Origin of the sequence: Streptomyces sp. NPDC002580 (genome assembly GCF_042889485.1) — a bacterium.
Classification (GTDB): domain Bacteria; phylum Actinomycetota; class Actinomycetes; order Streptomycetales; family Streptomycetaceae; genus Streptomyces.
Map to the genome: position 1 here is coordinate 141,743 of NZ_JBIAQZ010000005.1, position 24,428 is coordinate 166,170.

The 24,428-nt window shown below is 70.7% G+C and carries 23 protein-coding genes; 11 read left to right on the forward strand and 12 right to left on the reverse strand.

The window, feature by feature from the left end:
* Positions 1-105: 105 nt before the first annotated feature.
* The 3 genes from ACFYW7_RS17375 (at position 106) to ACFYW7_RS17385 (ending at position 1,986) form a co-directional block, all read left to right on the forward strand.
* Positions 106-696 (forward strand): 50S ribosomal protein L25/general stress protein Ctc, encoded by a 591-nt coding sequence (locus tag ACFYW7_RS17375; protein WP_389502978.1) that lies wholly within the window; start codon positions 106-108, stop codon positions 694-696.
* 73 nt (positions 697-769) lie between these two features.
* Positions 770-1,381 (forward strand): aminoacyl-tRNA hydrolase, encoded by a 612-nt coding sequence (pth, locus tag ACFYW7_RS17380; protein ID WP_389502980.1) that lies wholly within the window; start codon positions 770-772, stop codon positions 1,379-1,381.
* A 95-nt stretch (positions 1,382-1,476) separates the two neighbouring features.
* The gene (locus ACFYW7_RS17385) at positions 1,477-1,986 is read left to right on the forward strand and encodes a hypothetical protein (RefSeq protein WP_389502982.1); all 510 of its coding nucleotides are present in this window, start codon (positions 1,477-1,479) and stop codon (positions 1,984-1,986) included.
* A gap of 152 nt (positions 1,987-2,138) precedes the next feature.
* On the opposite strand, the gene ppc is transcribed toward ACFYW7_RS17385, so the two are convergent.
* Complete coding sequence (gene ppc / locus ACFYW7_RS17390; protein ID WP_389502983.1) at positions 2,139-4,883, reverse strand: phosphoenolpyruvate carboxylase; 2,745 nt, start codon at positions 4,881-4,883, stop codon at positions 2,139-2,141.
* 349 nt (positions 4,884-5,232) lie between these two features.
* Between ppc and ACFYW7_RS17395 the strand changes: the two genes are divergently transcribed.
* Positions 5,233-6,243 carry an acyl-CoA desaturase gene (locus ACFYW7_RS17395; RefSeq protein WP_389502985.1) on the forward strand — a complete coding sequence of 337 codons (1,011 nt, stop codon included), beginning with the start codon at positions 5,233-5,235 and terminating at the stop codon, positions 6,241-6,243.
* The gene (locus tag ACFYW7_RS17400) at positions 6,240-6,920 is read left to right on the forward strand and encodes a TetR family transcriptional regulator (RefSeq protein WP_389502987.1); all 681 of its coding nucleotides are present in this window, start codon (positions 6,240-6,242) and stop codon (positions 6,918-6,920) included. Before ACFYW7_RS17395 ends, ACFYW7_RS17400 begins: the two co-directional genes overlap by 4 nt.
* A gap of 62 nt (positions 6,921-6,982) precedes the next feature.
* Here ACFYW7_RS17400 and ACFYW7_RS17405 read toward each other — a convergent pair whose 3' ends face one another.
* Positions 6,983-7,354 (reverse strand): VOC family protein, encoded by a 372-nt coding sequence (locus ACFYW7_RS17405; RefSeq protein ID WP_389502989.1) that lies wholly within the window; start codon positions 7,352-7,354, stop codon positions 6,983-6,985.
* On the reverse strand, positions 7,354-8,172 hold the full coding sequence (locus ACFYW7_RS17410) for a trans-aconitate 2-methyltransferase (RefSeq protein WP_389502990.1): 819 nt from the start codon (positions 8,170-8,172) through the stop codon (positions 7,354-7,356). The genes ACFYW7_RS17405 and ACFYW7_RS17410 overlap by 1 nt, the downstream gene beginning before the upstream one ends.
* 161 nt (positions 8,173-8,333) lie before the next feature.
* On the opposite strand from ACFYW7_RS17410, the gene tamR reads away from it, so the two are divergent.
* The gene (gene tamR, locus ACFYW7_RS17415) at positions 8,334-8,831 is read left to right on the forward strand and encodes a MarR family transcriptional regulator TamR (RefSeq protein WP_389502992.1); all 498 of its coding nucleotides are present in this window, start codon (positions 8,334-8,336) and stop codon (positions 8,829-8,831) included.
* On the opposite strand, the gene ACFYW7_RS17420 is transcribed toward tamR, so the two are convergent.
* Positions 8,790-9,557 (reverse strand): LuxR C-terminal-related transcriptional regulator, encoded by a 768-nt coding sequence (locus ACFYW7_RS17420; protein ID WP_389502994.1) that lies wholly within the window; start codon positions 9,555-9,557, stop codon positions 8,790-8,792. The genes tamR and ACFYW7_RS17420 overlap by 42 nt on opposite strands.
* Before the next feature lie 256 nt (positions 9,558-9,813).
* On the opposite strand from ACFYW7_RS17420, the gene ACFYW7_RS17425 reads away from it, so the two are divergent.
* Entirely contained in the window at positions 9,814-10,275 is a 462-nt protein-coding gene (locus ACFYW7_RS17425; protein ID WP_389503711.1) for a GNAT family N-acetyltransferase, read from the forward strand.
* Positions 10,276-10,457: 182 nt separating this feature from the next.
* Here ACFYW7_RS17425 and galK read toward each other — a convergent pair whose 3' ends face one another.
* Genes galK through galT form a run of 3 tightly spaced genes read right to left on the reverse strand, consistent with a single transcriptional unit; the run spans position 10,458 to position 13,663 of the window.
* Positions 10,458-11,600 (reverse strand): galactokinase, encoded by a 1,143-nt coding sequence (galK, locus tag ACFYW7_RS17430; protein WP_389503713.1) that lies wholly within the window; start codon positions 11,598-11,600, stop codon positions 10,458-10,460.
* A 12-nt stretch (positions 11,601-11,612) separates the two neighbouring features.
* A complete protein-coding gene (gene galE, locus ACFYW7_RS17435; protein WP_389502996.1) occupies positions 11,613-12,578 on the reverse strand; it encodes a UDP-glucose 4-epimerase GalE in 966 nt (321 codons plus the stop codon).
* A complete protein-coding gene (gene galT, locus ACFYW7_RS17440) occupies positions 12,575-13,663 on the reverse strand; it encodes a galactose-1-phosphate uridylyltransferase (protein WP_389502998.1) in 1,089 nt (362 codons plus the stop codon). The genes galE and galT overlap by 4 nt, the downstream gene beginning before the upstream one ends.
* Positions 13,664-13,843: 180 nt before the next feature.
* Here galT and ACFYW7_RS17445 point away from each other — a divergent pair, with 180 nt between their 5' ends.
* Complete coding sequence (locus tag ACFYW7_RS17445) at positions 13,844-15,544, forward strand: sodium:solute symporter family protein (protein ID WP_389503000.1); 1,701 nt, start codon at positions 13,844-13,846, stop codon at positions 15,542-15,544.
* 40 nt (positions 15,545-15,584) lie between these two features.
* The gene (locus tag ACFYW7_RS17450; RefSeq protein WP_389503002.1) at positions 15,585-15,905 is read left to right on the forward strand and encodes a hypothetical protein; all 321 of its coding nucleotides are present in this window, start codon (positions 15,585-15,587) and stop codon (positions 15,903-15,905) included.
* 124 nt (positions 15,906-16,029) lie between these two features.
* Here the strand turns inward: ACFYW7_RS17450 and ACFYW7_RS17455 are convergent, their stop codons facing one another.
* Positions 16,030-16,698, reverse strand: coding sequence for a DUF1326 domain-containing protein (locus tag ACFYW7_RS17455; RefSeq protein ID WP_389503004.1), 669 nt, complete (start codon positions 16,696-16,698; stop codon positions 16,030-16,032).
* A 197-nt stretch (positions 16,699-16,895) separates the two neighbouring features.
* Between ACFYW7_RS17455 and ACFYW7_RS17460 the strand changes: the two genes are divergently transcribed.
* Together ACFYW7_RS17460 and ACFYW7_RS17465 are read left to right on the forward strand one after the other, a co-directional pair.
* Positions 16,896-17,723, forward strand: coding sequence for a DUF2182 domain-containing protein (locus ACFYW7_RS17460; RefSeq protein WP_389503006.1), 828 nt, complete (start codon positions 16,896-16,898; stop codon positions 17,721-17,723).
* Between the two features lie 85 nt (positions 17,724-17,808).
* Positions 17,809-18,705 (forward strand): NAD(P)-dependent oxidoreductase, encoded by an 897-nt coding sequence (locus ACFYW7_RS17465; protein WP_389503008.1) that lies wholly within the window; start codon positions 17,809-17,811, stop codon positions 18,703-18,705.
* Positions 18,706-18,782: 77 nt separating this feature from the next.
* On the opposite strand, the gene ACFYW7_RS17470 is transcribed toward ACFYW7_RS17465, so the two are convergent.
* From ACFYW7_RS17470 to ACFYW7_RS17485, 4 genes are all read right to left on the reverse strand, one after another.
* Complete coding sequence (locus ACFYW7_RS17470; protein ID WP_389503010.1) at positions 18,783-19,196, reverse strand: hypothetical protein; 414 nt, start codon at positions 19,194-19,196, stop codon at positions 18,783-18,785.
* Positions 19,197-19,487: 291 nt separating this feature from the next.
* Complete coding sequence (locus ACFYW7_RS17475) at positions 19,488-20,183, reverse strand: LuxR C-terminal-related transcriptional regulator (RefSeq protein ID WP_389503012.1); 696 nt, start codon at positions 20,181-20,183, stop codon at positions 19,488-19,490.
* Between the two features lie 322 nt (positions 20,184-20,505).
* A complete protein-coding gene (locus tag ACFYW7_RS17480) occupies positions 20,506-22,458 on the reverse strand; it encodes a PQQ-binding-like beta-propeller repeat protein (protein ID WP_389503014.1) in 1,953 nt (650 codons plus the stop codon).
* Between the two features lie 79 nt (positions 22,459-22,537).
* A complete protein-coding gene (locus tag ACFYW7_RS17485) occupies positions 22,538-24,427 on the reverse strand; it encodes a PQQ-binding-like beta-propeller repeat protein (protein WP_389503016.1) in 1,890 nt (629 codons plus the stop codon).
* Position 24,428: the final 1 nt, after the last annotated feature.

Here is a 24,428-nt window from a genome sequence, read left to right on the forward strand (position 1 = left end):
GGGAGGCCGCACTTGTGTGCGGCAATCCGTTATCGACGCGCTCTTCGTAGCAGGCCGATGGTTCGGCCGGGTGACCTCTTTCCCCAGGATCTACGAGGAGTGAACATGTCCGAGGTCAAGCTCGCCGCCGAGACCCGCACCGAGTTCGGCAAGGGTGCCGCCCGCCGCATCCGCCGCGCGGCCAAGGTCCCCGCGGTCGTCTACGGCCACGGCACCGAGCCGCTGCACATCACCCTTCCGGGCCACGAGCTGCAGCTCGCCCTGCGTACCGCGAACGTCCTGCTCACCCTGGACATCGAGGGCAAGACCGAGCTGGCGATCCCGAAGGCCGTCCAGCGCGACGCCATCAAGGGCAGCCTCGACCACGTCGACCTGCTCCTCGTCAAGCGCGGCGAGAAGGTCACCGTCGAGGTCTTCGTGCACACCGAGGGCGAGCTGGCCCCGGGCAGCTTCCTCGTCGAGAACGTGCTGAACACCCTCACGGTCGAGGCCGAGGCCACCCACATCCCGGAGTCGGTCACCGTCTCCATCGCGGGCCTGGAGGCCGGTGCCTCCATCCACGCCAAGGACATCAAGCTCCCCAAGGGCACCACGCTGGCGATCGACGAGGACGCGGTCGTCATCCAGGTCCTGGCGGCGCAGGCCGAGGAGCCGGCCGCCGAGGGCACCGAGGGCACCGCCTCCGCCGAGGCCTGATCCCCCCGGGAATCTTCATCTGTGCCAGCCGCCGCTCCTGTCGGGAGCGGCGGCTGCCGCGTATCAAGGACACATGGGAGACACGGACGTGACGACCGACGCCAACGCGCCCTGGCTGATCGTGGGCCTCGGCAACCCGGGCCCGGAGTACGCCATGAACCGCCACAACGTGGGTTTCATGGTGGCCGATCTGCTGGCCGGGCGGGTGGGCGGGAAGTTCAAGCGGGCGGGCAAGGCACAGGCGCAGGTGATCGAGGGACGGATCGGGCCGCCCGGTCCGGCGAACCGCCGGGTGATCCTGGCCAAGCCGATGTCGTACATGAACCTGTCGGGTGGTCCGGTGACCGCGCTGCGGGACTTCTACAAGGTGCCGACGGCGAACATCGTGGCGGTGCACGACGAGCTCGACATCGACTACGGCGTGCTGCGGCTGAAGCTGGGCGGCGGCGACAACGGCCACAACGGGCTGAAGTCCATGACGAAGGCGATGGGCGCGGACTACCACCGGGTGCGGTTCGGCATCGGGCGCCCTCCGGGCCGTATGCAGGTCGCGGACTTCGTGCTGAAGGACTTCGCCTCGGCGGAGCGCAAGGAGCTGGACTACTTCGTGGACCGGGCGGCGGACGCGGTGGAGTGTCTGGTGATCGAGGGCCTGGAGCGCGCGCAGGGCACGTACAACTCGTGACGGGCGGGCCGCGCCGGCCCGTCAGGTGGGCGATGTGCCCGGACAACTGCCGACTTGTTCCCCGCCGGGGTTGACCGAGCGCGCGGCCATGGCCAATGATCCCCGCCATGCCTGCCGTCGCCGCACATCGAGGCTCCCGCCGGAGCGCACACCCGGCACTGCGGTTCGGACAGCTCGCCGCGATGGGTGTGGTCACCGGGCTCATCCTGGTCGCGGGTGTCTGGGCCTCCTGGGGCACCGCTCAGCACGTGATGCTGAGCAGGGGCCGCGAGCACGGCACGGTCGCGGTGAAGGCGTGCTCGGACGAGGTGTGCACGGGGTCGTACACACCGACGTCGCACGGTTCGAAGGCGCGGGCCCGGGTCGTCATCGAGCAGTCGGTGGCGGTCGAGAAGGGCCGGACGTACACGGTCACGGTGAAGCCCGGCAGCGACGAGGTCGTGCGCAGCGGCCCGGCGGGCCTGCTCTACGCCTGGATCCCGCTCGCGGGCGCCCTGCTGCTGGCCTCGGTGGTGGTCGCCGGGGGTCTGCGGCTGAAGCGGACCGCCTGGCTGATGGCGGGGACGGGGATCACCCTGCTCACGCTCACCTTCGTGGTCCTGTAGGCCCCCGCGTTCGTGGCCCTGCAGGCCCCGCGCCCCTTCGGGCGTGCGACAGGACGGAACAGGAAGGCGCCCTCCGCGCTCGTACGGGTACGAGCGCGGAGGGCGCCTTCTGGTGTTCGCGGCCGGCCTCGCCGTGCGGCCGGCCGCACGGATCAGCCGGTGTTGCGCAGGCCCGCCGCCACACCGTTGACCGTCAGGAGCAGGGCCCGCGAGAGCAGCGGGTCCGGGTCCTGGCCGGCCGCCGCCTCCTCGCGCTGGCGCTTGAGGAGCGCGACCTGGAGGTAGGAGATCGGGTCCAGGTAGGCGTCGCGGATGGAGAAGGTCTGCTGGAGCACCGGGTTGGTGTCGAGCAGCTTCTCGCCGCCGGTGATGCGGAGCACCTCGCGGACGGTCAGCTCGTGTTCGGCCTCGATGGCGGCGAAGACGTGCTTGAGGTCCTCGGGCACGAGGGTGTCGACGTAGTGGCGGGCGATCCGCAGATCGGTCTTCGCGAGGGTCATCTCGACGTTCGAGAGGAAGTTCTGGAAGAAGTGCCACCGGCCGTACATCTCGTCGAGCACGGTGTCGCCCTCCTGCCGCATGCCCGCTTCGCGCAGCGCCTTGAGGCCGGAGCCGACGCCGAACCAGCCGGGCACGATCTGCCGGGACTGGGTCCAGCCGAAGACCCACGGGATGGCGCGCAGTCCGTCGAGCGAGACACCCGAGCCGGGGCGGCGGGAGGGCCGCGAGCCCAGGTGCAGGTCGGCGAGCTGGTCGACCGGCGTGGAGGCGAGGAAGTACGTCGGCAGGTCCGGGTCCTCGACGAGCCGTCGGTAGGCGGCGTGCGCGGCGTCGGAGACGACGTCCATCGCCGCGTCCCAGCGGGCGAGCGCCTCGTCGGACTGACGGGGCGCGGTGTGCAGCGCGGAGGCCTGGAGCGTGGCCGCGACCGTCAGTTCGAGGTTCTCGCGGGCCAGCGAGGGGACCAGGTACTTGTCGGAGATGACCTCGCCCTGCTCGGTCACCTTGATCTCGCCCTCCAGCGTGCCCCAGGGCTGCGCGAGGATCGCGTCGTGCGAGGGGCCGCCGCCGCGGCCGACGGTGCCGCCGCGGCCGTGGAAGAGGCGCAGGCGTACGCCGTAGCGGTGGGCGACGTCGCGCAGCCGGCGCTGGGCGCGGTGGATCTCCCACTGGGAGGTGGTGATGCCGCCGAACTTCGAGGAGTCGGAGTAGCCGAGCATGACCTCCTGGACGTCCCCGCGCAGCGCCACCAGACGGCGGTAGGAGGGGTCGGAGAGCATGTCCTCCAGGATGGTGTCCGCGGCCTTGAGCTCGTCGGTGGTCTCCAGGAGCGGCACGATGCCGATCTTGGCCCAGCCGGCGTGCAGGTCGAGCAGTCCGGCCTCGCGGGCGAGGACGGCGGCGGCGAAGACGTCGTCGGCGCCCTGGCACATCGAGATGATGTAGGACTCGATGACCTCGGGCCCGAAGATCTTCAGGGCCTTCTTGACGGTCTCGAAGACGCCGAGGGTCTTGTGTCCCGCGGCGTCGAGCGGGGCCGGGGTCGGGGCGAGCGGACGCCGTGAGCGCAGTTCCTTGGCGAGGAGCTTCGCCCGGTACTCGCGCGGCATGTCGGCGTAGCGCCAGGACTCCTCGCCCAGGCGGTCGAAGAGCTGGCCGAGGGCGTGGTGATGGGCGTCCGCGTGCTCGCGCACGTCCATGGTGGCGAGCTGGAGGCCGAACGCGGCCAGCGTGCGGATGGTCCGGTTCATCCGGCCGTCGGCGATCAGACCGCCGCGGTGCTCGCGCAGCGAGGTCTGGATGAGGGCGAGGTCGCGCAGCAGCTCGGCGGTGCCGAGGTAGTCGCGGCCCTCCTCGTGGGCCGTGCCCTTGGCCAGGCGCTGCTTGGTGTTCTCCAGCTTCTGCCGGATGCAGGTCGCCTTGAGCCGGTAGGGCTCCTCGGCGTTGAGGCGCTTGTAGCGGGGGCTGATCTCCGGCAGGCGCTCCAGGTCGGCCTGGAGGGATTCGAGGAGGTCCTCGTTCGCGCCGTTGTAGCGGATGGAGTTCGACAGGAAACCGCGGAGCTCGTCGATGAGGTCCAGGGCGTCGTTGATGCCGTGCTCGTGCTGGAGGATCAGGACGTCCCAGGTGACCTCGGGCGTCACGTTCGGGTTGCCGTCGCGGTCCCCGCCGATCCAGGTGCCGAAGGTGAGGGGCCGGGTCTCGTCCGGGAGGACGACGCCGACGCGCTCGAGTTCGGCGGTGAGGTCCTCCAGGACGTCACCCACGGCACCGGCGTGCAGCTCGTCCAGGTAGTAGATGGCGTTGCGCGCCTCGTCGGCGGGCTCGGGGCGGACCACCCGGAGCTCGTCCGTCTGCCAGACCAGGTCGATGTTCTCGGCCAGACGGGTGTCGTAGCGGCGGCGGTCGGCCTCGATGACCGGGGTCTCCAGGAGCGCGGCGATGCGCCGCAGCTTGTTGAGGACCGAACGCCGGGCCGCCTCCGTGGGGTGGGCGGTGAACACCGGGCGGACGTTGAGGTTCTTGACCGTCTGGCGCAGGTGCTCGGGGTCGGCGTCCTTGAGCCGGTCGGCCGTGCGCGCGAGGAGGCTTCCCTCGGCGGCGCGCTTGGCGCGCAGCTCGCGGCCGCGGTGCACCTGCTCGGTGACGTTGGCGAGGTGGAAGTAGGTCGAGAAGGCGCGGACCAGCTTGGCCGCGGTCTCCAGCTCGGTACCACGCAGCAGGTCGGCGGCGGCTTCGCCGTCCTCGCGGGTCAGGCGGCGGACCTTCTCGACCAGTTCCAGGAGCTCGGGACCCTCCTGCCGGACGAGGGTCTCGCCGAGCAGATCGCCCAGGCGGCGGATGTCGGCGCGCAGTTCGCTGCTGGTCGTCGTGGTCTGGTCGTCGGCACTGCTCACAGGTGCGGCTCCTTGCAGTGTTGAAGCTCGTCCGAAGAGTGGGGAATCTCGTCTGAAGCTCGTCTGGGAGGGAACCCGGGTGGCGACCGCGCGCGGCGGGTGCCGCTTGGAGAGGTGGCATCCGGGAAGAAATCAGAACGGACCGCGCTGTCCGACCGACTCCAAGGATAGGTGGCCCCGCAAACGCGAAGGCTCACGGGCTCTTGCCGCCGGGCTACGCGCTGACATACTTACGACGCCGTAGGTTACGGACCCGTAGGGTTTCCCGTCGGGCGACGAGGGGACCCTTGGACCGCCCCCGGACACCCTTCCCCGCCTTTCCCCACCCTCGAACCCACAGGGGACGCCCATGCCCACGAGTTCCGATGTGATCGACGACGCCCCACGGGCGGACAACGACGCCGTCCGTCCCGCCGCCACCCTCGGCGGCGAGAAGAAGGGGTCACTCGAACAGCTCACGCTCCTGCTCTTCATCGCCGTCCCGTTCGTCGCGGTGCTCGCGGCGGTCCCGCTGGCCTGGGGACGGGGGGTGAGCTGGCTGGATCTCGGCCTGCTGGTCTTCTTCTACTTCCTGGGCTGCCACGGCGTCACGATCGGCTACCACCGCTACTTCACCCACGGCTCGTTCAAGGCGAAGCAGCCGCTGCGGATCGCGATCGCGATCGCGGGTTCCATGGCGGTGGAGGGCCCGCTCGTGCGCTGGGTGGCCGACCACCGCAAGCACCACAAGTTCTCCGACGCGGAGGGTGACCCGCACTCGCCGTGGAAGTACGGGGACACGGTTCCGGCGCTGTTGAAGGGCCTGTGGTGGGCGCACATCGGCTGGATGTTCGACGAGGAGCGGACCCCGCAGGAGAAGTACGCGCCCGATCTGGTCAAGGACCCGGTGATCCGGGCGATCTCGCGGCAGTTCCTCCTGTGGACCCTGCTCTCGCTGGCGCTGCCGCCGCTGATCGGCGGTCTGGTGACGATGTCGTGGTGGGGTGCCTTCACCGGTTTCTTCTGGGGCTCCCTCGTACGGGTGGCCCTGCTGCACCACGTGACCTGGTCGATCAACTCGATCTGTCACGCGGTCGGCAAGCGGCCCTTCAGGTCGCGGGACCGCTCGGGCAACGTGTGGTGGCTGGCCGTGCTCTCGTGCGGTGAGTCCTGGCACAACCTGCACCACTCCGACCCGACGTCGGCCCGGCACGGGGTGGACCGCGGCCAGATCGACTCCTCGGCCCGGATCATCCGCTGGTGCGAGCAGCTCGGCTGGGCGTACGACGTGCGCTGGCCGTCACGCTCACGTATCGATTCCCGCCGGAACGACGGCGGGAACGGCTCCCGGCGCGATGCGGAAACCGCTGAAGCGGCATGATTGACGGCGTGGCGACCGACTCCAGCAGCACCCCGAGCAGCACCGAGAAGCCGCGGCGCCCACGCCGCACCCGCATGACCGGCGCCGAGCGCCGTCAGCAGCTGCTGGAGATCGGCCGCACCCTGTTCGCGGCCAAGGGCTTCGAGGGCACGTCGGTGGAGGAGATCGCGGCGAAGGCCGGAGTCTCGAAACCGGTGGTCTACGAGCACTTCGGCGGCAAGGAGGGGCTGTACGCGGTGGTGGTGGACCGCGAGATGCGCCGGCTCCTCGACATGGTGACGAGTTCGCTGACGGCGGGCCATCCGCGCGAGTTGTGCGAGCAGGCCGCGTTCGCCCTGCTGGACTACATCGAGGAGTACACGGACGGTTTCCGCATCCTGGTCCGCGATTCGCCGATCCCGCAGTCGACGGGGTCCTTCGCGTCGCTGATCTCGGACATCGCCACCCAGGTGGAGGACATCCTGGGCCGCGAGTTCAAGAGCCGGGGTTTCGATTCCAAGCTGGCGCCGCTGTACGCCCAGGCCCTGGTGGGGATGGTCGCGCTGACGGGTCAGTGGTGGCTGGACGTCCGCAAGCCGCGCAAGGCGGAGGTGGCCGCGCACCTGGTGAACCTGGCGTGGCACGGTCTGGACGGGCTGGAGCAGAAGCCGCGGCTGATAGGGCATCGCAAGGCCTGAGGCCCGTCGTCGCGGTTCTCCGCCGCCCCCGTCCCCGGTCCGGTCCGTGGCCGGGGGCGTTCTCAGTCGGGGACCGGGAGCGGTTCCAGGAATTCGAGGCGGTTGCCGACGGGGTCCTCGGAGCAGAAGCGCCGGTGGCCGGGCAGGTCGTCGTCCCAGGTGACGGGGGCGCCGGTCGCCGCGATCCGTGCGGCGTACGCGTCGATGCCGGTGACGCGCAGCCCGGGGTGGGCCTTCCTCGCGGCTCTGAACCCGGGTTCGATCCCGAGGTGCAGCTGGACGTCTCCCGCCCGGAACCAGCAGCCGCCGCGGGCGGCGAGGGCGGGCGGCTTGGGGATCTCCGTCATGCCGAGGGCGTCGGTGTAGTAGGCGCGCAGGCGGTCCTCGGAGCCCGGTGGGGCGGCGAGCTGGACGTGGTCGACGGCGGCGAGCATCAGGCCTTCCTCCGGGCCACGGCGAAGAGCCTGCGGAACGGCAGCACGGTGCCGTACGGCTTCTCCGGGTAGGCGTCGCGCAGCAGGTCCCGGTACTCGGCGACGAAGGCGTCCCGGGCGTCGGGATCGTCGGCGAGGGCGGTCAGCAGGGGCCGCAGCCCGGTGCCCTTCACCCAGTCGAGGACGGCGTCCGGCCCGGTCAGCAGTTGCAGGTACGTCGTCTCCCAGACGTCCGTGGCGCAGCCGAGGGTCTCCAGGCGGTCCAGGTAGACGAGCGGGTCGTGGACGGAGTCCGTGGGGCGCAGGGCGTCGTCGCCGATCAGGCCCTTCCAGCGGGTGGTGGCGGCGAGTTCGCGCATCAGGGCGTGCAGTGGGGCGTCGATGTTGTGGGGCATCTGGAAGGCGAGGGTGCCGCCGGGGCTGAGCGCGTCGAGCCAGCCCGGGAGGGACTCCAGGTGTCCGGGCACCCACTGGAGCGCGGCGTTCGAGGTGATCAGGTCGTACGTCTCGGCGGGTGCCCAGTCGGTGAGGTCGGCGTGGGCGAAGTCGAGCCGTCCGCCGCCGGCCGTGGGGCCCGCGTGTTCCCCGGTCCGGGCGAGCATCTCGGCGGAGTTGTCGTAGCCGGTGACGTGGGCGGTGGGCCAGCGGTCGGCGAGCTGGACGGTGACGTTGCCGGGGCCGCAGCCGAGGTCGGCGATGCGGGCCGGGTCGCCGGGGATCTCCTGGACCCGGGCGAGGAGGTCGGCGAAGGGGCGGGCCCGGTGCCGGGAGTGGCGCAGGTACTGGCCGGGGTCCCAGGTGGGGGTGGTGGCGGTCATGGGTGGCCTCCTCGTACGTCGCCAAAGTGGTCGCGGGCCGCCGGACGGGAGGCCGGTGACCGGACCGTTCTGGATCTCCACCCTCACAGACACAGTCTCTTGACGTCAAGAGACTTCACATCAAGAGACTTCATGTCGACACAACCATTACACTGATCGTCATGGAGGACGAGGTCGATCGGCTGGTCGCTGCGTGGCGCCGGGAGCGCCCGGACCTCGACGTGGAACCGCTCGAGGTGCTCAGCCGGGTGAGCAGGCTGGCCCGGCATCTCGACCGCGCGCGCCGGCTGGCGTTCTCCGAGCACAGCCTGGAGCCGTGGGAGTTCGACGTCCTGACGGCGCTGCGGCGCGCGGGGGCCCCGTACCAGCTCTCCCCCGGACAGCTGCTCACCCAGACGCTCGTCACCTCGGGCACGATGACGAACCGCATCGACCGCCTGGCCAAGAAGGACCTGGTGGAGCGGCTCCCCGACCCGAGCGACCGCAGGGGCGTGCTCGTCCGCCTCACGGACGAGGGACGCGACCGCGCCGATCAGGCGCTGGCCGGCCTGCTCGACCAGGAGCGGGCGATCCTCGCGGAGCTGAGCCGGGCACAGCGCGGTGAACTGGCCGGACTGCTACGCCAGTTGACCGCCCCGTTCGACAACATCCCCGGTTAGGTCGACGGGCCCGACCCCGGCGCGCCGGGCCAGTGCCACGGCGGCGAGGGTGGAGTGCACACCGAGCTTGCCGAGCACGTTCTGCATGTGGGTCCGGACCGTGTGCGGCGAGAGGAAGAGCCGCTCGGCCACCGCCTTGCGTCCCAGTCCGGCGACCATGCACCGCAGCACCTCGCGCTCCCGGGGCGTCAGCGACTCGACGAGCCGCTCGCTCTCGGTCCGGTGCTTGCGCGCGGCGGTCAGCTCCCGGAGCACTCCCGTGAGCAGGGCGGGCGGCAGATGCGTCTCGTCGCGCAGCACCCCCCGTATGACGGTGAGCAGCCGCGACAGCGAACAGTCCTTGGCGACCCAGCCCGAGGCCCCGGCCTGCAGGGCCAGCGCGGCCCGGCGCGGGTCGTCCTTCTCCGCCAGCACGACGGTCCGTACGCCCGGTTGCCCGGAGCGCACCCCGGCGACGAGCGAGATGCCGTCCACCAGACCGTCCTCGTTGCTCTCCTGGACGGGCACCGCCGGCCGCATGCCCGGCACGTTGCCGCCCAGGTCGGCGTCCACGAGCAGCACGTCGAAGCGGCGGCCCTCCGCCGTCGCGCGCTCCAGGCAGCGCAGTGCGGCGGGGCCGCTGCCCGCCGCGGACACGTCCACGTCGGGCTCGGCCGCGAGAGCGGCGGCGAGCGACTCCGCGAAGATGCGATGGTCGTCGACGACCAGTACTCGAATGCGAACCACTGAAACCCCCACTGTCGGGGGACGGTCCATGCGGGCACGGCGCCCGAAGTGATCCCGGCCCCGCTCGCGGTCCGGAATCCGGGGTGCCGCAGCCGCACGGCCGCCGCCGTGCTGGAAGTGCTACCCCCACTTCGGGCGTCGTACCCGACTGTCTCGCCCCCTGATCGGCGCCGGCCCCCACCGGCACCGTTCATCAGAGTACGGCCGGGGGCTCGGAGCGGAAGGAGATTTGCAGAACTGATTGGCCAGCGCGTTTATGGTGAGCCGTATGTTTCGTATCGAGACAGGAGACGACAAAGACCGCCGGGATCTGCTCCGCAGACGTCTGCTGGATGCGAACACCGCGGCGTCCCCGGTGCTGCGCGCGCTGCGCGGGACCCCGGGAGAACGTGAACTCCCGCTCCACGTGTGGGCCCTGGCCGAGGACGGCGCCCTGGCGGGCGGGCTGGCCGGCCACACCTGGACGACCTGGCTGCACGTCACCTACCTCTGGGTCGACGGCCGTCACCGGGGCACGGGCCTGGGCAGCCGGCTCCTGTCGGAGGCCGAGCGCGTCGCCCGTGAGGAACGGGACTGCCTCCGCTCCCGCCTGGAGACCTGGGACTTCCAGGCCCCGGACTTCTACCGGAAGCGGGGGTACGAGGTGGTGTGCGTGATCCCCGACTATCCGCCGGGGGTCACGGAGTACACCCTGACGAAGCGCCTGCTCGCCCCCTGAGGATCCAGCCCCTCCGGCGCTCTGGAACCCGGGCGGTCCGGGGGGGCGAAAGGTCCAAGGGCGGAAAATTCGGCCCCTCCGGCGTCTGAGGAGCGGGGGTCCGGGGGCGGAGCCCCCGAGGTCGGTGCGGGAAGGGCCGGGCGCGCTCAGGGCGCGCGCCCGGCCCGGTCGAGAGGCGGCGCTCAGCTCAGACGCCGGGCGCCCGCGGAGGGAACCGCCGGGAACACCCGGGGAGCCGTGAATCCCGCTTCGGCGAAGGCTTCCATGACCGCCTTGGTGACACCGTCGACGTCGGTCGACTCCACCAGCACGACGGCGGAGCCGCCGAAGCCGCCCCCCGTCATCCGCGCCCCCAGCGCCCCCGCCGCGTTCGCCGCCGAGACCGCGAGGTCCAGCTCGGCGCAGGAGATCCGCAGATCGTCACGCAGCGAGGCGTGACCGTCCGTCAGGATCGGTCCGATCGCCCGGACATCGCCCGCGTCGAGCAGGGCGATGACCCGGTCCACCCGGTGGTCGTCGGAGACGACGTGCCGGACGTAACGGCGGACGCGCTCGTCGGAGAGCCGGCCGAGGGCCGCGTCGAGGTCCTCGTGGGCGACATCGCGCAGGTGGGACACGCCCAGCAGGCGCGCGCCCTCCTCGCAGCCCGCGCGGCGCTCCGCGTACGCCCCGTCGCCGAGCGCGTGCTTCACCCGGGTGTCGACGACCAGGAGTTCGAGCCCCTGGGAGGCCAGGTCGAACGGGACCTGCCGGATGGACAGGTCGCGGCAGTCGAGGTGCAGGGCGTGGCCCTCGGTGCAGCACGCCGACGCGGTCTGGTCCATGACACCGCACGGCACACCGACGAAGTCGTTCTCGGCGCGCTGGGCGAGCCGGGCCAGCTCGGGCCGGGTGAGCCCGAGTTCGTACAGGTCGTTCAGGGCGAGGGCCGTGACGACCTCCAGAGCGGCCGAGGAGGACAGCCCCGCGCCGGTGGGGACCGTGGAGGCCAGGTGGACGTCCGCGCCGCCGACGGCGTGGCCCGCCGCGCGCAGCGCCCACACGACACCCGCCGGGTACGCGGCCCAGCCGGTGTCCGACAGCGGCACCAGCTCGTCGACGCGCAGCTCGACGACGGGTCCGTCGATGTCCGCCGAGTGCAGCCGCAGCACGCCGTCGGACCGGCGGGAGACCGCCGCGACCGCGGTGTGCGGCAGCGCGAGCGGCATCACGAACCCCTCGTTGAAGTCCGTGTACTCGCCGATCAGGTTGACCCGGCCCGGCGCCGCCCAGACGCCCTCGGGCGCGGCCCCGTACAGCTCCTCGAAGCCCTCACGTACCCCCACCTGCTCCACCTGCTACCCCTTCGCTACGTTCTGTGCGAACTCCCACGCGTCCGCGACGATGCCCGCGAGATCCGCGCGGGACGGGTTCCAGCCGAGCCGTTGCCGGGCGGTGTCGGCCGAGGCGACCAGCACGGCCGGGTCCCCGGCGCGGCGCGGTGCCGCGACCTCGGGGACCGGGTGCCCGGTCACCTGGCGGACGGTCTCGATGACCTCGCGGACGGAGAAGCCGTTGCCGTTGCCGAGGTTGCAGATGAGGTGCTCGCCGGGGGTCGCCGCGGCCACCGCCAGCAGGTGCGCCTCGGCGAGGTCCGCGACGTGGATGTAGTCGCGGACGCAGGTGCCGTCCGGGGTCGGGTAGTCGTCGCCGTAGACGGAGATCGCGTCGCGACGGCCCTGGGCGACCTGGAGGACCAGCGGGATGAGGTGCGACTCGGGGTCGTGGCGCTCGCCGCTCTCGCCGTACGCGCCCGCCACGTTGAAGTAGCGCAGCGAGACCGCGCCGAGTCCGTGCGCCGCGGCCTCGCCGGTGATCATGTGGTCGACGGCGAGCTTGGAGGCGCCGTAGGGGTTGGTGGGCCGGGTCGGCGCCGACTCCGTGATCGGGGTGGTCTCGGGCTCGCCGTACGTCGCGGCCGTGGAGGAGAAGACCAGCCTGCGCACGCCGGCGTCGCGCATCGCGGCGAGCAGCGCCATGGTGCCGCCGACGTTGTTGTCCCAGTACTTCTCGGGCTTCACGACGGACTCGCCGACCTGCGAGAACGCGGCGAAGTGCAGGACGGCGTCGTACGAGGAGTCCAGCCACTTGGCGGCGTCGCGGATGTCGCCCTCGACGAACGCGGCACCGGCGGGGACCCCTTCGCGGAATCCCGTCGAGAGGTTGTCGAGGACGGTGACCTCGTGACCCGCTTCGAGCAGGTGGCGCGCGACCACGCCGCCCACGTAACCCGCTCCACCGGTGACCAGATACTTCCCACTCATGAACTCGCTACCTCTCGCAGTCGCTGAGCCGCGGATTCCGGCGGCACGTCGTTGATGAACACGTTCATGCCGGACTCGGAACCCGCGAGGAACTTCAGCTTGCCGGAAGTGCGGCGAATGGTGAAAAGCTCTAGGTGGAGCGCGAAGTCGTCCCGGTTGACGCCTTCGAAGTCCTCCAGCGGCCCGAAGGGCGCCTGGTGCCACGCCGCGATGTACGGCGTCGGCGGCTCGCCCGCCCCTTCCTTCCCACTGTCCGGTCCGTCGAAGATCCGGTCGAAGCGCCTCAACAGTTCCAGATAGACCTGGGGGAACTCTGTGCGCGCCGCCTCGTCGAGGCCGAGCAGGTCGGGCACGCGGCGGCGGGGGTAGAGGTGGACCTCGTACGGCCAGTGGGCGGCGTAGGGGACGAAGGCGACCCAGTTCTCACTCGACAGGACGACCCGCGAGCCGTCCGCCAGCTCGCGTGCGACGACCTCGTCGAACAGGTTCCCGCCGCCGGTCGCCTCCTTGTGCGCGGCGAGCGAACGCAGCATCAGGGCGGTACGCGGGGTGATGAAGGGGTAGCCGTAGATCTGTCCGTGCGGGTGACCGAGCGTCACTCCGATCTCGGCGCCGCGGTTCTCGAAGCAGAAGACCTGTTCGACGGAGGGCAGATGCGACAGTTCGGCGGTGCGGTCCGTCCACGCCTCCAGGACGAGCCCGGCCTGCGCCTCCGTCAGATCCGCGAAGGACGCGTCGTGGTCGGAGGTGAAGCAGACGACCTCGCAGCGGCCGGAGTCACCGGCCAGCGAGGGGAAGCGGTTCTCGAACACCACGACGTCGTACGAGGAGTCGGGGATCTCGCTCAGCCGGTCGCCCGAGGAGGGGCACAGGGGGCACTCGTTCGCCGGCGGGTGGTAGATGCGGCCCTGCCGGTGCGAGGCGATCGCCACCGAGTCGCCCAGCAGCGGGTCACGGCGCACCTCCGACGTGGTGACAGTCGGATCGAGTGGGCGCCGGTCCACCGCGTCGCGCACCTTGTCGTCGCCCGCGTCGTAGTAGATGAGCTCACGACCGTCGGCGAGCCGGGTCGAGGTCTTCTTCACAGTCGGACTCCCCATCAGCACCCGATCAAACCTTCAAACATAACCGAACACAACAAACCACAAGGCCCCACCGGAGTCAACATCACAATCGAACAAAGGACACCATCGAAAGTGTCCGTCTCTTAGCCACGGGGGCAGGCGTCTCCCGTCCGATCCGTTCACGCGAAGAAGCGAGTTCTGATGCAGTCCCCCACACAGCCGCCCCCATCGGGCACCCTGCTCGCCGCCGAGCTGCGTCTCCCCACGAACGCACTCGACTACGCGATCCTCGGCATCTACTTCGTGGTCGTCCTGGGCATCGGCTTCGCGGCCCGCCGCTCGGTGCGGACGAGCCTCGACTTCTTCCTGTCGGGGCGCTCACTGCCCGCCTGGATCACCGGTCTGGCCTTCATCTCGGCCAACCTGGGCGCCACAGAGATCCTCGGCATGGCCGCCAACAGCGCCCAGTACGGCGTCTACACCGTGCACTGGTACTGGATCGGCGCCATCCCGGCGATGGTCTTCCTGGGCCTGGTGATGATGCCGTTCTACTACGGCTCCAAGGTCCGCTCGGTGCCCGAGTTCCTGCTCATGCGCTTCGACAAGTGGGCGCACCTGCTGAGTTCGATCCTGTTCGCCTTCGCCGCCGTCCTCATCGCCGGCGTCAACCTCTACTCGCTCGCGATCGTCGTCGAGGCGCTGCTCGGCTGGCCGCAGTGGGTGGCGATCGTGGTCGCCGGCTTCTTCGTCCTCGCCTACATCACCCTCGGCGGCCTCTCCTCGGCGATCTACAACGAGGTGCTCCAGTTCTTCGTGATCCTCGCGGCGCTGATCCCGATCGCCGCGCTGGGGCTGAAGCGGGTGGGCGGCTGGGACGGGCTGACGGACTCCCTCGACCAGACCCACGGCTCCGACTTCACCACGGCCTGGGGCGGCACGGGCATCGGCAGCGACAACCCGCTGGGCGCCAACTGGCTGACCATCGTGCTCGGTCTGGGCTTCGTGCTGTCGTTCGGCTACTGGACGACGAACTTCGCCGAGGTACAGCGCGCGCTGTCGGCCAAGAACCTCTCCGCGGCCCGGCGCACCCCGCTCATCGCGGCCTACCCGAAGATCTTCATCGTCTTCCTGGTGATGATCCCCGGGCTGGTGGCGGCCGTCCTGGTCCCGAAGATCGGCACGAGCGGTTCGGATCTCCAGTACAACGACGCGATCCCCTACCTGATGCAGGAGCTGCTGCCGAACGGCGTGCTCGGCATCGCGGTGACCGGTCTGCTGGCCGCCTTCATGGCGGGCATGGCGGCCAACGTCTCCTCCTTCAACACGGTCTTCACGACCGACATCTGGGCGAAGTACGTGGTCGAGGACCGGGAGGACGGCTACTACGTCCGCTTCGGCCGCCTGATCACGGTGATCGGCGTCCTGGCGTCGATCGGCACGGCCTTCCTGGCCTCGTCCTTCTCCAACATCATGAGTTACCTCCAGACGCTGTTCTCCTTCTTCAACGTGCCGATGTTCGCGGTCTTCATCATCGGCATGTTCTGGAAGCGGGCGTCGGTGAAGTCGGGCTTCTGGGGACTGCTGGCCGGCACGACGGCCGCGATGGTGAACTACTTCGTCCTCTACAAGCAGGACATCATCGGCTTCCCCTCCGACCAGGGCGCCAACTTCGTCTCCGCGATCGTCGCCTTCGTGGCCGGCGGCGTGGTGATGGTGGGGGTCTCCCTCTTCACCGCGCCCAAGCCCGCGGAGGAACTGGAGGGTCTGGTCTACGGCACGGTGTCCCCCGGCATGGCCGAGCCGCCGGCCGCCGGCGACGACGCCTGGTACCGCAAGCCCGCGCTGCTGGGCTGGGGCGCGCTGATCCTGGCGGCCGCCTGCTACATCCCGTTCTCGTTCTGAGAAGTCCCGACGGGTCCTGAAGAGGGAGAATCGAGTAACCATGTCCGACCATTCGGAACGCGACCTCCAGAGCGAGGTCACGGACCTCGAGAAGAAGTCCGCGACCGCCGCCCGCCTGTTCGACATCCGCCGCATCATCGGCGGACTGTTCGTGGTCTACGGCGTGATCGTCACGATCGCCGGCATCACCGCGTCCGACGCCGAGATCGACAAGGCCGTCGGCGTCAACATCAACCTCTGGACCGGCCTCGGCATGCTCGCCCTGGGCCTGTTCTTCCTGGGGTGGCTGTGGCTGCGGCCCCTGCCACCGACGGTGCCGGACACTCCGGCCGAGGAACAGCCTCCGCCGACGGCGGAGTAACACCCACGCCCGGGGCCGGGGTACCCGAGAGGACTCCGGCCCTGTGCGTTCGCGCGATGTCATCCACTCGGTGGCGAAGGAAACCCGGATGAAAGCCGGGTTCCACGAGGGCACCCCCGTGTGATCAACTTCGCGCCGTCTGGTCGGGCCCGGTCCAGTCGAAGGTGATGTGCTTGCTGGACCGGCCTTCGCGGCTCCACAGGAAGCCGTGGGCATCGGCGCGGTCCGCCGTCGAGCGGCCCCAGGTCGCGACCTGGCCCGGTCCGGTCTCCGCACCCGGCAGGTTGGTCGACTGGACGCGCGCACCCTCCGGGGTCGTGGGTCCCGTGAGCGCGACCGCGCTCGCCTCGACCCGGCCCGGTACCACGGCCCGCCAGCTCGCGAGGTCGTCGGCGACCTCGACCTCGATGGGGGCGAACTCCATGCCGCGCATCTCGGCGCCCATCATGCTCACCATCTGGGCCGGCCAACTGCCCGCCTGCCCACCGAAGATCATCTGAAGCGCCTCGCGCTGAGGGGCGTCGGCGCGCTCGTCGACGAAGACCGCGGCGTACGTGTCCGTGTGCTCGGCCCAGATGTTGCCGACGAACGAGGCCACCATCAGCACGTTCAGGCCGTCCAGCCGTACGTCACCGTAACGGCCCTCGCGGATGTGCCAGGCCAGGATGCCGTCGCAGTCGCCGTGGGTGGGCAGCTGTGCGAACGAGCAGGGGCAGGGCACATTGCACTTGCAGGTGTCGAACCAGTCGCCCGCCGCGTGCCACCGGGGAACGGTCGCCGTCGTCTCGGACATCTCCCTGCCTCCTCGTGACCGTGCCGGGACGTCGGTCTCGGGAGGACGGCGGAGCCTCCGGGAGCCATCACCGGCCCACGCCCGGGTCGTACGGGTATCTCCCGATTATCCCACCGCAGGGCTCACCCCGAGAAGGTGGCTTCCGCATACACGCGATCCCGCGCGCACGCGCAGCTCCGCCGTGATGTGCTGGAGGTGTGCGCCTCGACCGGAAGGCCCTGTCACCCCCTCTGCGTCCGGCGAATCTGCTGTCGGCCCGGCAGCTCGCGTTCGCCTGGTCCGTGATGGCGGCACTCGCCCTCCTGGCCTGGGTGCTGGTGGTCGACCAGGCCCGTGACATGGGGGTCGAGCCGGGAACCATGGGTATGGGCGTCCCGCTGTTCCTGCTCCTGTGGCTGGTCATGATGATCGCCATGATGTTCCCGTCGGTGGCCCCGGTGGCCCTCACCTGGGCGCGGGCCATCGGGCGCCGGTCGCCCACGAGAGTCGTGCGGGTGGCTCGTACGGTCCAGTTCGCCGGCGGGTACCTGCTGGCCTGGACGGCCTTCGGCCTGATCGCCTACGGGCTCTTCGCCGGGACCGGGGCCCTGGTGGACGAGCACCCGGGCACCGGGCGATGGATCGGCGCCGGGGCCTTCCTGGTCGCCGGGCTGTACCAGTTCGGCCCGTGGAAGGACCTCTGCCTGCGGCACTGCCGGAGTCCGATGGGCCAGCTCGTGCGCTACGCGGGCTTCCGGCCCCGGGCCCGCGATCTGCGGGTCGGGGCGCACCACGGGGCGTACTGCGTGGGCTGCTGCTGGGGACTGATGGTCGTGCTCGTCCCGCTGGGCGTCATGAACGTCCTGGCCATGGCCGCGGTGGCCGTGGTGATCTTCGTGGAGAAACTCTGGCGGCTGGGCCCCGTCTTCGCGCAAGTCGTCGGGGCCGCCTTCCTCGTGTTCGCGGTACTGAGCCTCTTCCAGCCCTGGCTGCTGCCGGGCCTGATCCCGCCGCAGTCGCCCATGACGGAGATGCTCCGCCCCTAGAGATGTCGCCGGACGCCTTCTCCCCGGCCTTCCCCGCCGTCACTTCGTGCGAGAGAAGTGCGGGCGACGGGGAAGGCTGGCCCCTATGACCGACAAACTCACCGTCAGCGTCCTCGGCACCGGGATCATGGGGGCCGCCATGGCCCGTAACCTCGCCCGTGCCGGACATGACGTCCGTGTCTGGAACCGCAGCCGGGACAAGGCCGAGCCGCTGGCCGCCGACGGCGCGCACGTCGCGGACACCCCCCAGGAGGCCGTGCGGGGCGCCGACGTCGTCCTGACCATGCTGTACGACGGCCCCGCCACCCTCGACGTCATGCGCCGGGCGGCACCCGGACTGCGCGCCGGAGCGGCCTGGGTGCAGTCCACGACCGCCGGGACCGGGGCACTCGCCGAGCTCGCCGACCTCGCCCGCGCGCACGGGCTCGTCTTCTTCGACGCTCCCGTCCTCGGGACGCGCGCGCCCGCCGAGGCGGGTCGACTGACCGTGCTCGCCGCCGGGCCGAGCGCGGCCCGGGACACCGTGGCTCCCGTCTTCGAGGCCGTCGGCGCCCGCACGGTGTGGACCGGTGAGGACGGCTCGGCGGGCAGCGCCACCCGGCTCAAGCTCGTCGCCAACAGCTGGGTCCTCGCCGCCACCGCCGCGACGGGCGAGGCCCTCGCCCTGGCGAAGGGCCTCGGCGTGGACCCGCGGGACTTCTTCGGTCTCATCGCCGGCGGCCCGCTCGACATGGGCTATCTGCACGCCAAGGCCGCCCTGGTCCTGGAGGACCGGCTGTCCCCGGCCGCCTTCGCCGTCACCACCGCCGAGAAGGACGCCCGACTGATCGTGGAGGCCGGGCAGCGGCACGGCGTCCGTCTCGACGTGGCCGAGGCCGCCGCCGAACGGTTCCGCCGGGCGGCCGCCGGGGGCCACGGGGACGAGGACATGGCGGCCGCGTACTTCGCGAGCTTCGAGGAGGGCAAGCCCCCCTCCTCGTAGGCTCGTGAGGACCGTCCCGTCGGCGAGCCCCGCCACGGCGCCGACGGGAGGGTCACTCACCGATCCCGGTCGCGGGATCAGTAGTACTGATTGCCGTCCCACTCCGAGGTGTCGCAGGAGAGCGGGGTGTCACCCTCGTACGTGCACACCTGGACGCGCATCGCCCAGATGCCGCTCGAGTCGGTCAGAGAGGTCCCCCAGGTCAGCGTGGAACCGTAGCCGTTGTAGTTCGCACGCCACGCGTAACTGGTTATGTTGCGGAGCGGGTCCTGGGACTGCGCTCTGATGCGGACATGGTGCCCGTCAGAGGTGATGTCCTGTACGGACAGCGTGATGTTGTACGCGCTGGTCTTGCTGTTGTAGGAGAAATCACCCCAACCCTGGGCGCCGGTGGCCTTGCCGTACACGCTGCCCGCGAACGCCGGTGAAGCGGTGAGGACGAGGGCCGACACCGCGGCGGCCCCCACGGTGAGACCGTGACGGAGTTTCAATTTCAAGGATCCCCCAGGGACTTGATCGGAAGACTGTGCAGGAGGGGATCGTAGACGTTCCGGAGCGCACCGCCCACTCTCAAATGATCATGTGATTCAGATAACAGCCTCCCCTGGAAGGGGAGTTGGGCACCGCAACCCTTTCCGTCCTGCGACGACCGACCCGTGACGCACGGGACACCGGCACCGCGCGACCGGGCCACGGACCCCCGCCGACCCGTGCTGTTCCGCGACTTGGCGTCCGAGGGAGTCGGGCGCCTGCCCCTTCGAACCCGTCGGGGCAGGCGCGGGTCAGGAATCCGATGGACGCGGCTCGCGTGCGAGAGGTCCCGCGCGATCCAGCAGCCCCGTCCGGGCCGCGAGTGCCGCGGCCTCCAGCCTCGACCCCACGCCCAGTTTCATCAGGACCCGCTGGACATGGGTGCGAGCCGTCGACGGGGCGATGCCCATCCCGGCCGCGATGAGCCGGGTGTCCTCCCCGTCGGCGACCCGTACCAGGACCTCCACCTCACGGGGCGTGAGCATCTGGAGCAGCCGCTGGCCCTCGTCGTCGGGCTGCGCCGCGGGGTTGAGCAGTTCACTGAAGGCGCCCTGGAGCAGCTGCGGGGCCACGGCCGCCTCGCCCGCCCTCGCCTTCATGATCGCGCGTTCGACGCCCTCTATGCGTTCGTCATGGCGTACGTAACCCGACGCGCCGGCGGCGAACGCGGCGGCGATGCCGCGCGGGTTCGGTACCGGGCCGAGCACCAGGACCGCCACCTGGGGGCGCTCCCGCTTGATCCGTACCACCGGGTCGAAGATCCCCGGCTCGGCCGGTGTCGCCGTGCCGATCAGGCACACCTCGGGTGCCCGCGTTATCACCAGCTCCGCCGCCCCCGCGGCGGGCGCCGCCGCGGCGAGCACCCGGTGCCCGCGCAGCTTCAGTGCCGAGGCCAAGGCCTCGGCGAGCAGTCGGTGGTCATCGACCACCATGAGCCGCACTCCCATCAGGCAACCCCCCAGTCCCCCCAAGCATCCCCACTGGTTCCCCGTGGATTAGGAGCCCCCCGGCTCTCCGTCCCCCGGAAGCTACACGCTTGTTCGACGTTGCGCTTCCCCTACTGGAGAGAAGTGCCCCGGAATATCGAAATCCATCCCATTAGGGAGTGATGAGGGGTACGCGTACGGCCCCGCCCCTGAGCAGGGACGGGGCCGCGGGCGGTGTCTCCGGCCGAACGAATTCACACGGAAAGTGATCACCACATTCTTTCGAAGATGATCGCCTTATTCACTCGAAAGATGATCCGCTCTCTGTTCCGAAAGAGACCGACTACTTCGTTCCGAAGGCGATCACCAAGTACTCCTTGTCACTCGCGGAGGACGGCTTGCCCGCGTAGACCTGGGACATGTACAGGCGGCCGTCGCCGTAGAGGATCTCGGCGTACCCCGGAATCATGCTCGTCTCCGCGTCACGCGTCGCCTCGGTCGCCGGGTTCTCCAGGAGCACGGTCTCCTTGAACGAGGTCCCGTCGATCGACACGATCTGCCCGCCCTTGTCGTAGGGCGGCCGCTTGTACGCCAGGAGCCTGGTGCCGTCCATCCGCAGGGGGGCGATGTTGTAGCCGTCGCCCGCGTCCGCGCGCTGGCCGGTCAGCTTCCCGGTGGCCAGGTCGAAGGAGACGATCTCGTTGCTCCGGCCGCCGTCGGCGCCGCTGTCCTTCTCCTCCGTCGGGATGTACAGCCTGTCGTTGCCCACGGCGAGCGAGGAGCAGTACTCGATCCTGGTGATGCCGTCGCAGCGGGCGGCGTACGTGTCGCCGGGTGCCGAGATCTTCGACCGCAGTTTGCCGGTCTTGTTGTCGATGGAGAAGAAGTCCGAGATCCCGCTGCCGTCACCGGCGGTGTCGCCGACGTCGGCGGCCACGACCAGCGGCTCGGTGGAGACGACGCTGGCGTACTCGATGCCGGGCGACATCTTGTACTCGGAGATCACCTTGCCGGACTTGGGGTCGATCGTCTGGATGTGCAGCTGGCGCGTGCTGCCGTACTCGCCGCACTTGCGGACGGCGACCAGCTTCTCGCCGCCTCCGTAACCGGAGTCGTAGCAGGTGTCGCCCTGCTTCGGCGACCACAGCGGCTTGGCGGTGGAGATGTCGAACGCGCCGCCGCCGCCGGTGCTGCCCGCGGCGACCGTGTTCCCGCTGACCGTCACGTTGTCGAGATTGATCGGGTCGTCACCGGACTTGATCGTCCGGGTCCACAGCTTCTTGCCGGCGGCGAGGTCGATGGCACCGAGCTGGGTGCACCCGTGCGACGGCTGCTTCTTGGTGGGCATGGCCGGCTCGTAGATGATCGCCGTGAGGTCGGCCTTCGTGCTGTGCCGGCTCGCCTGGCACACCGGACCGGGGAGCTTGATCGTCCAGGTCTTGGCGCCCGAGTTCGGGTCGTAGCCGTTGATCTCGGCGTTGCCGCTCTTGGCGTACACCTTGTCGGTGAGCCAGGAGCCGACCGTGGTCACACTCGTGTCGAACTTGGGCACGGCGGGAGCGGGGACCTGGAACAGCACCGTGGAACCGGGGTCGGCCGGCGCCTTCTCCTTGCCGCCGGTGCCCTTGTCGTCTCCGCCCTTGCCGCCGGTCGATCCGCCGGAGGTGGTCTTGCCCTGGTCGCCGACGTTCGCGTAGAGGATCCCGCCGCCGACGATCAGCGCGACGGCCACGACGGCCGCCACGATGATGGCCACCTGGGCGTTGAACTTCCCTCCGCCCTTCCCCGCGGGCTGCATCGGCATGGTCGGCGCGTAGCCGTAGGGCTGCTGCTGGCCCGGGACCCCGTACGGGGGCTGCGGCTGGCCCGGGTAGCCGTAGCCCGGCTGGCCCGGGGGCGGCGTCTGCGGGTAGCCGTACGGCTGCTGGCCCGGGGCCGGGGTCTGCGGGTAGCCGTACGGCTGCTGGGCCGGAGGCGGGGTCTGCGGATAGCCGTACGGCTGCTGCGGCGGCGTCTGCGGGTAGCCGTAGCCGGGACCCTGCGCGGGCGGAGGCGGCGGCGTGGGCGCGCCGAAGCCCGCCGGCGGGGTCGCCTGGGGAGCGCCGAAGCCGCTGGGCGGGGTCGCCTGCGGCGTGTCGGGAGCGCCGGGGGCGGGGGGCGTGCCCTCCGGGCTCCGCGGAGAACTCGGCGGAGCGTCCTGCGGTGCGTCGGAAGCGCCTGACGGCGGGTCCTGCGGCGCTCCGAAGCCGCCCGACGGGGGCTCGTTCGGCGGGGGCGGCGGGGGCGGCTGGCTCATGACGTGAGTACCTCTGGATGGGTGGGGAGAACGGGCCTGTGCGCGTACGGGGAGCGAAGGAACCGGGAACGGGATGCGGTCACTTGCCGTAGGCCAGCATCAGCTTCTCCTTCGCCGCGTCGTTGCCCGTCAGCCGGGTGGTGGAGATGTAGAAGCGCCCGTCCACGTAGTCGACGGCCTTCGAGTAGAAGCCGTTCTCGATGTTCGCGGTGCCCTGAGGGTTCTGGAGCAGCGTGGTGAGCGGGTGGCTGCCGCCGGTCGTCGGGACGGACACGACGCGGCCGCCGCCGTCGTAGGACGCCTCGACGTAGGAGATGAGCTTCGTGCCGTCCAGCTTCAGCGGCATCATCGGCGCGTCCACCGGTGACTTGACGCGCCACTTCTCCTTGCCGGTCGAGAGGTCGAAGGCGACGACCTCGTTGGGGCCGGACCTGGCCTCGGTCGGCAGGTAGAGCGTGTCGGCGTCCGCGACGGCTCCGAAGCAGCCGGTCAGGTCGCGGTTGAGGATCGCGAAGCCGCACTCGGGCTTGAAGCCGTCGTCGCTCTTGAGCTGCGAGCGCAGGTCGCCGTTGTCCTTCAGCGTGGTGACGTTGACGGTCTTCTTGTCCTTGTTGGACAGGTAGATCACGACCGGGTCCACGGAGTAGGCGCGGTCGACCCGCCAGCCCTTGGGGATCTTCGTCGTCCACCTGGCCTTGCCGGTGGCCGGGTCCAGTTCCTGCACCTCGTCGTGCTCGGTGTCGCTGCCGGCCCCGCAGGAGGAGACGGCCAGCAGTTTGGAACCGCCCGCGAACCCCGCCGGGTAGCAGCCCGCGCCGTACTTCTCCTTGTCCCACAGCTTCTTGCCGCTGGAGACGTCGTAGCCCGTGCCCGACATCGAGCGGCCGACCGTCAACGTCTTCCCCGAGATGGACAGTTCGATCGAGATCGTGCTGTCGAACAGGGTGCCCTCGGCGACCTTCCAGCTCCGGCCCTTGGCTCCGGTGTCCAGGTCGACCTCCTGGATCTGGTTGCACTTGGCGTTGCTGGCGGCGCCGCTCATGTACGCGATGAAGATCTTGTCGTCGGCCGTCTTCTGCGGGGTGGCCGCGCAGATCTTCTGCGGGAACGTCAGCGCGTCCCAAGCGGGCTCGCCGTCGGCGACGTCGAAGGCGAAGAGCTGCTTGTACGCCGCCTTCACCGCGGCCTTGTCGGTGATCCACAGGCCGGGGGCCTCGGCGCCCGAACCGGGCGCGTCGGGTGCCGACTTGTACCAGAGAACCTTCGACTCGCCCGCCTTGCGGCCCGCGTTCAGGTTCTCCTCGTCCTCGCCGCCGTCACCGCTGCCGTCACCGGGGTTGACCGGATCGTCCGACGCGGACGCCTTCGGGCTCTTGGCGGGGCTCTCCTTCGCGACGGGCTTCTTGCCGTCGTCGTCACCGCCGCCGGTGACGGCCCACACGGTGCCGCCGACGACGAGGAGTCCCGCCACCGCGGCGGCGGCGACGAGGAGGGGCTTGCCCTTGAACGGGCTCTTCGAGCCCCCGCCCGGAGCGCCAGGCGGCGGCGTGCCGGGCGCGCCCGGGTACGGCGTCTGGGCCGGATACCCGTACCCCGGCTGCTGGCCGTACCCGTAGGGCCCGGGCTGGGTGTAGGGGCCGGACTGCTGCGGCTGGCCCTGACCGTACGGACCGGGCTGGGCGTAAGGGCCCGGCTGCGTGTAGGGGCCGGGCTGCTGGGGGTATCCGTAGCCGGGCTGAGGGGCGCCGGCCGGCGGACCGTACGGGGGCGCGGGCGCCTGGGGCGGTCCCGCGGGCGGCGGGGGCGCGCCCTGGGGAACCGGAGGCGTGCCGGGGGGCGCGACCTGCGACCGCGGATCCTGCGGCACGCCCTGCGGCCCGTCCTGCGGTGCGCCGGACGCACCGGTCGGCGGCTGGTCCTGCGGTGCTCCGAAACCACCCTGCGGCGGCTGACTCGGCGGCTGACTCATC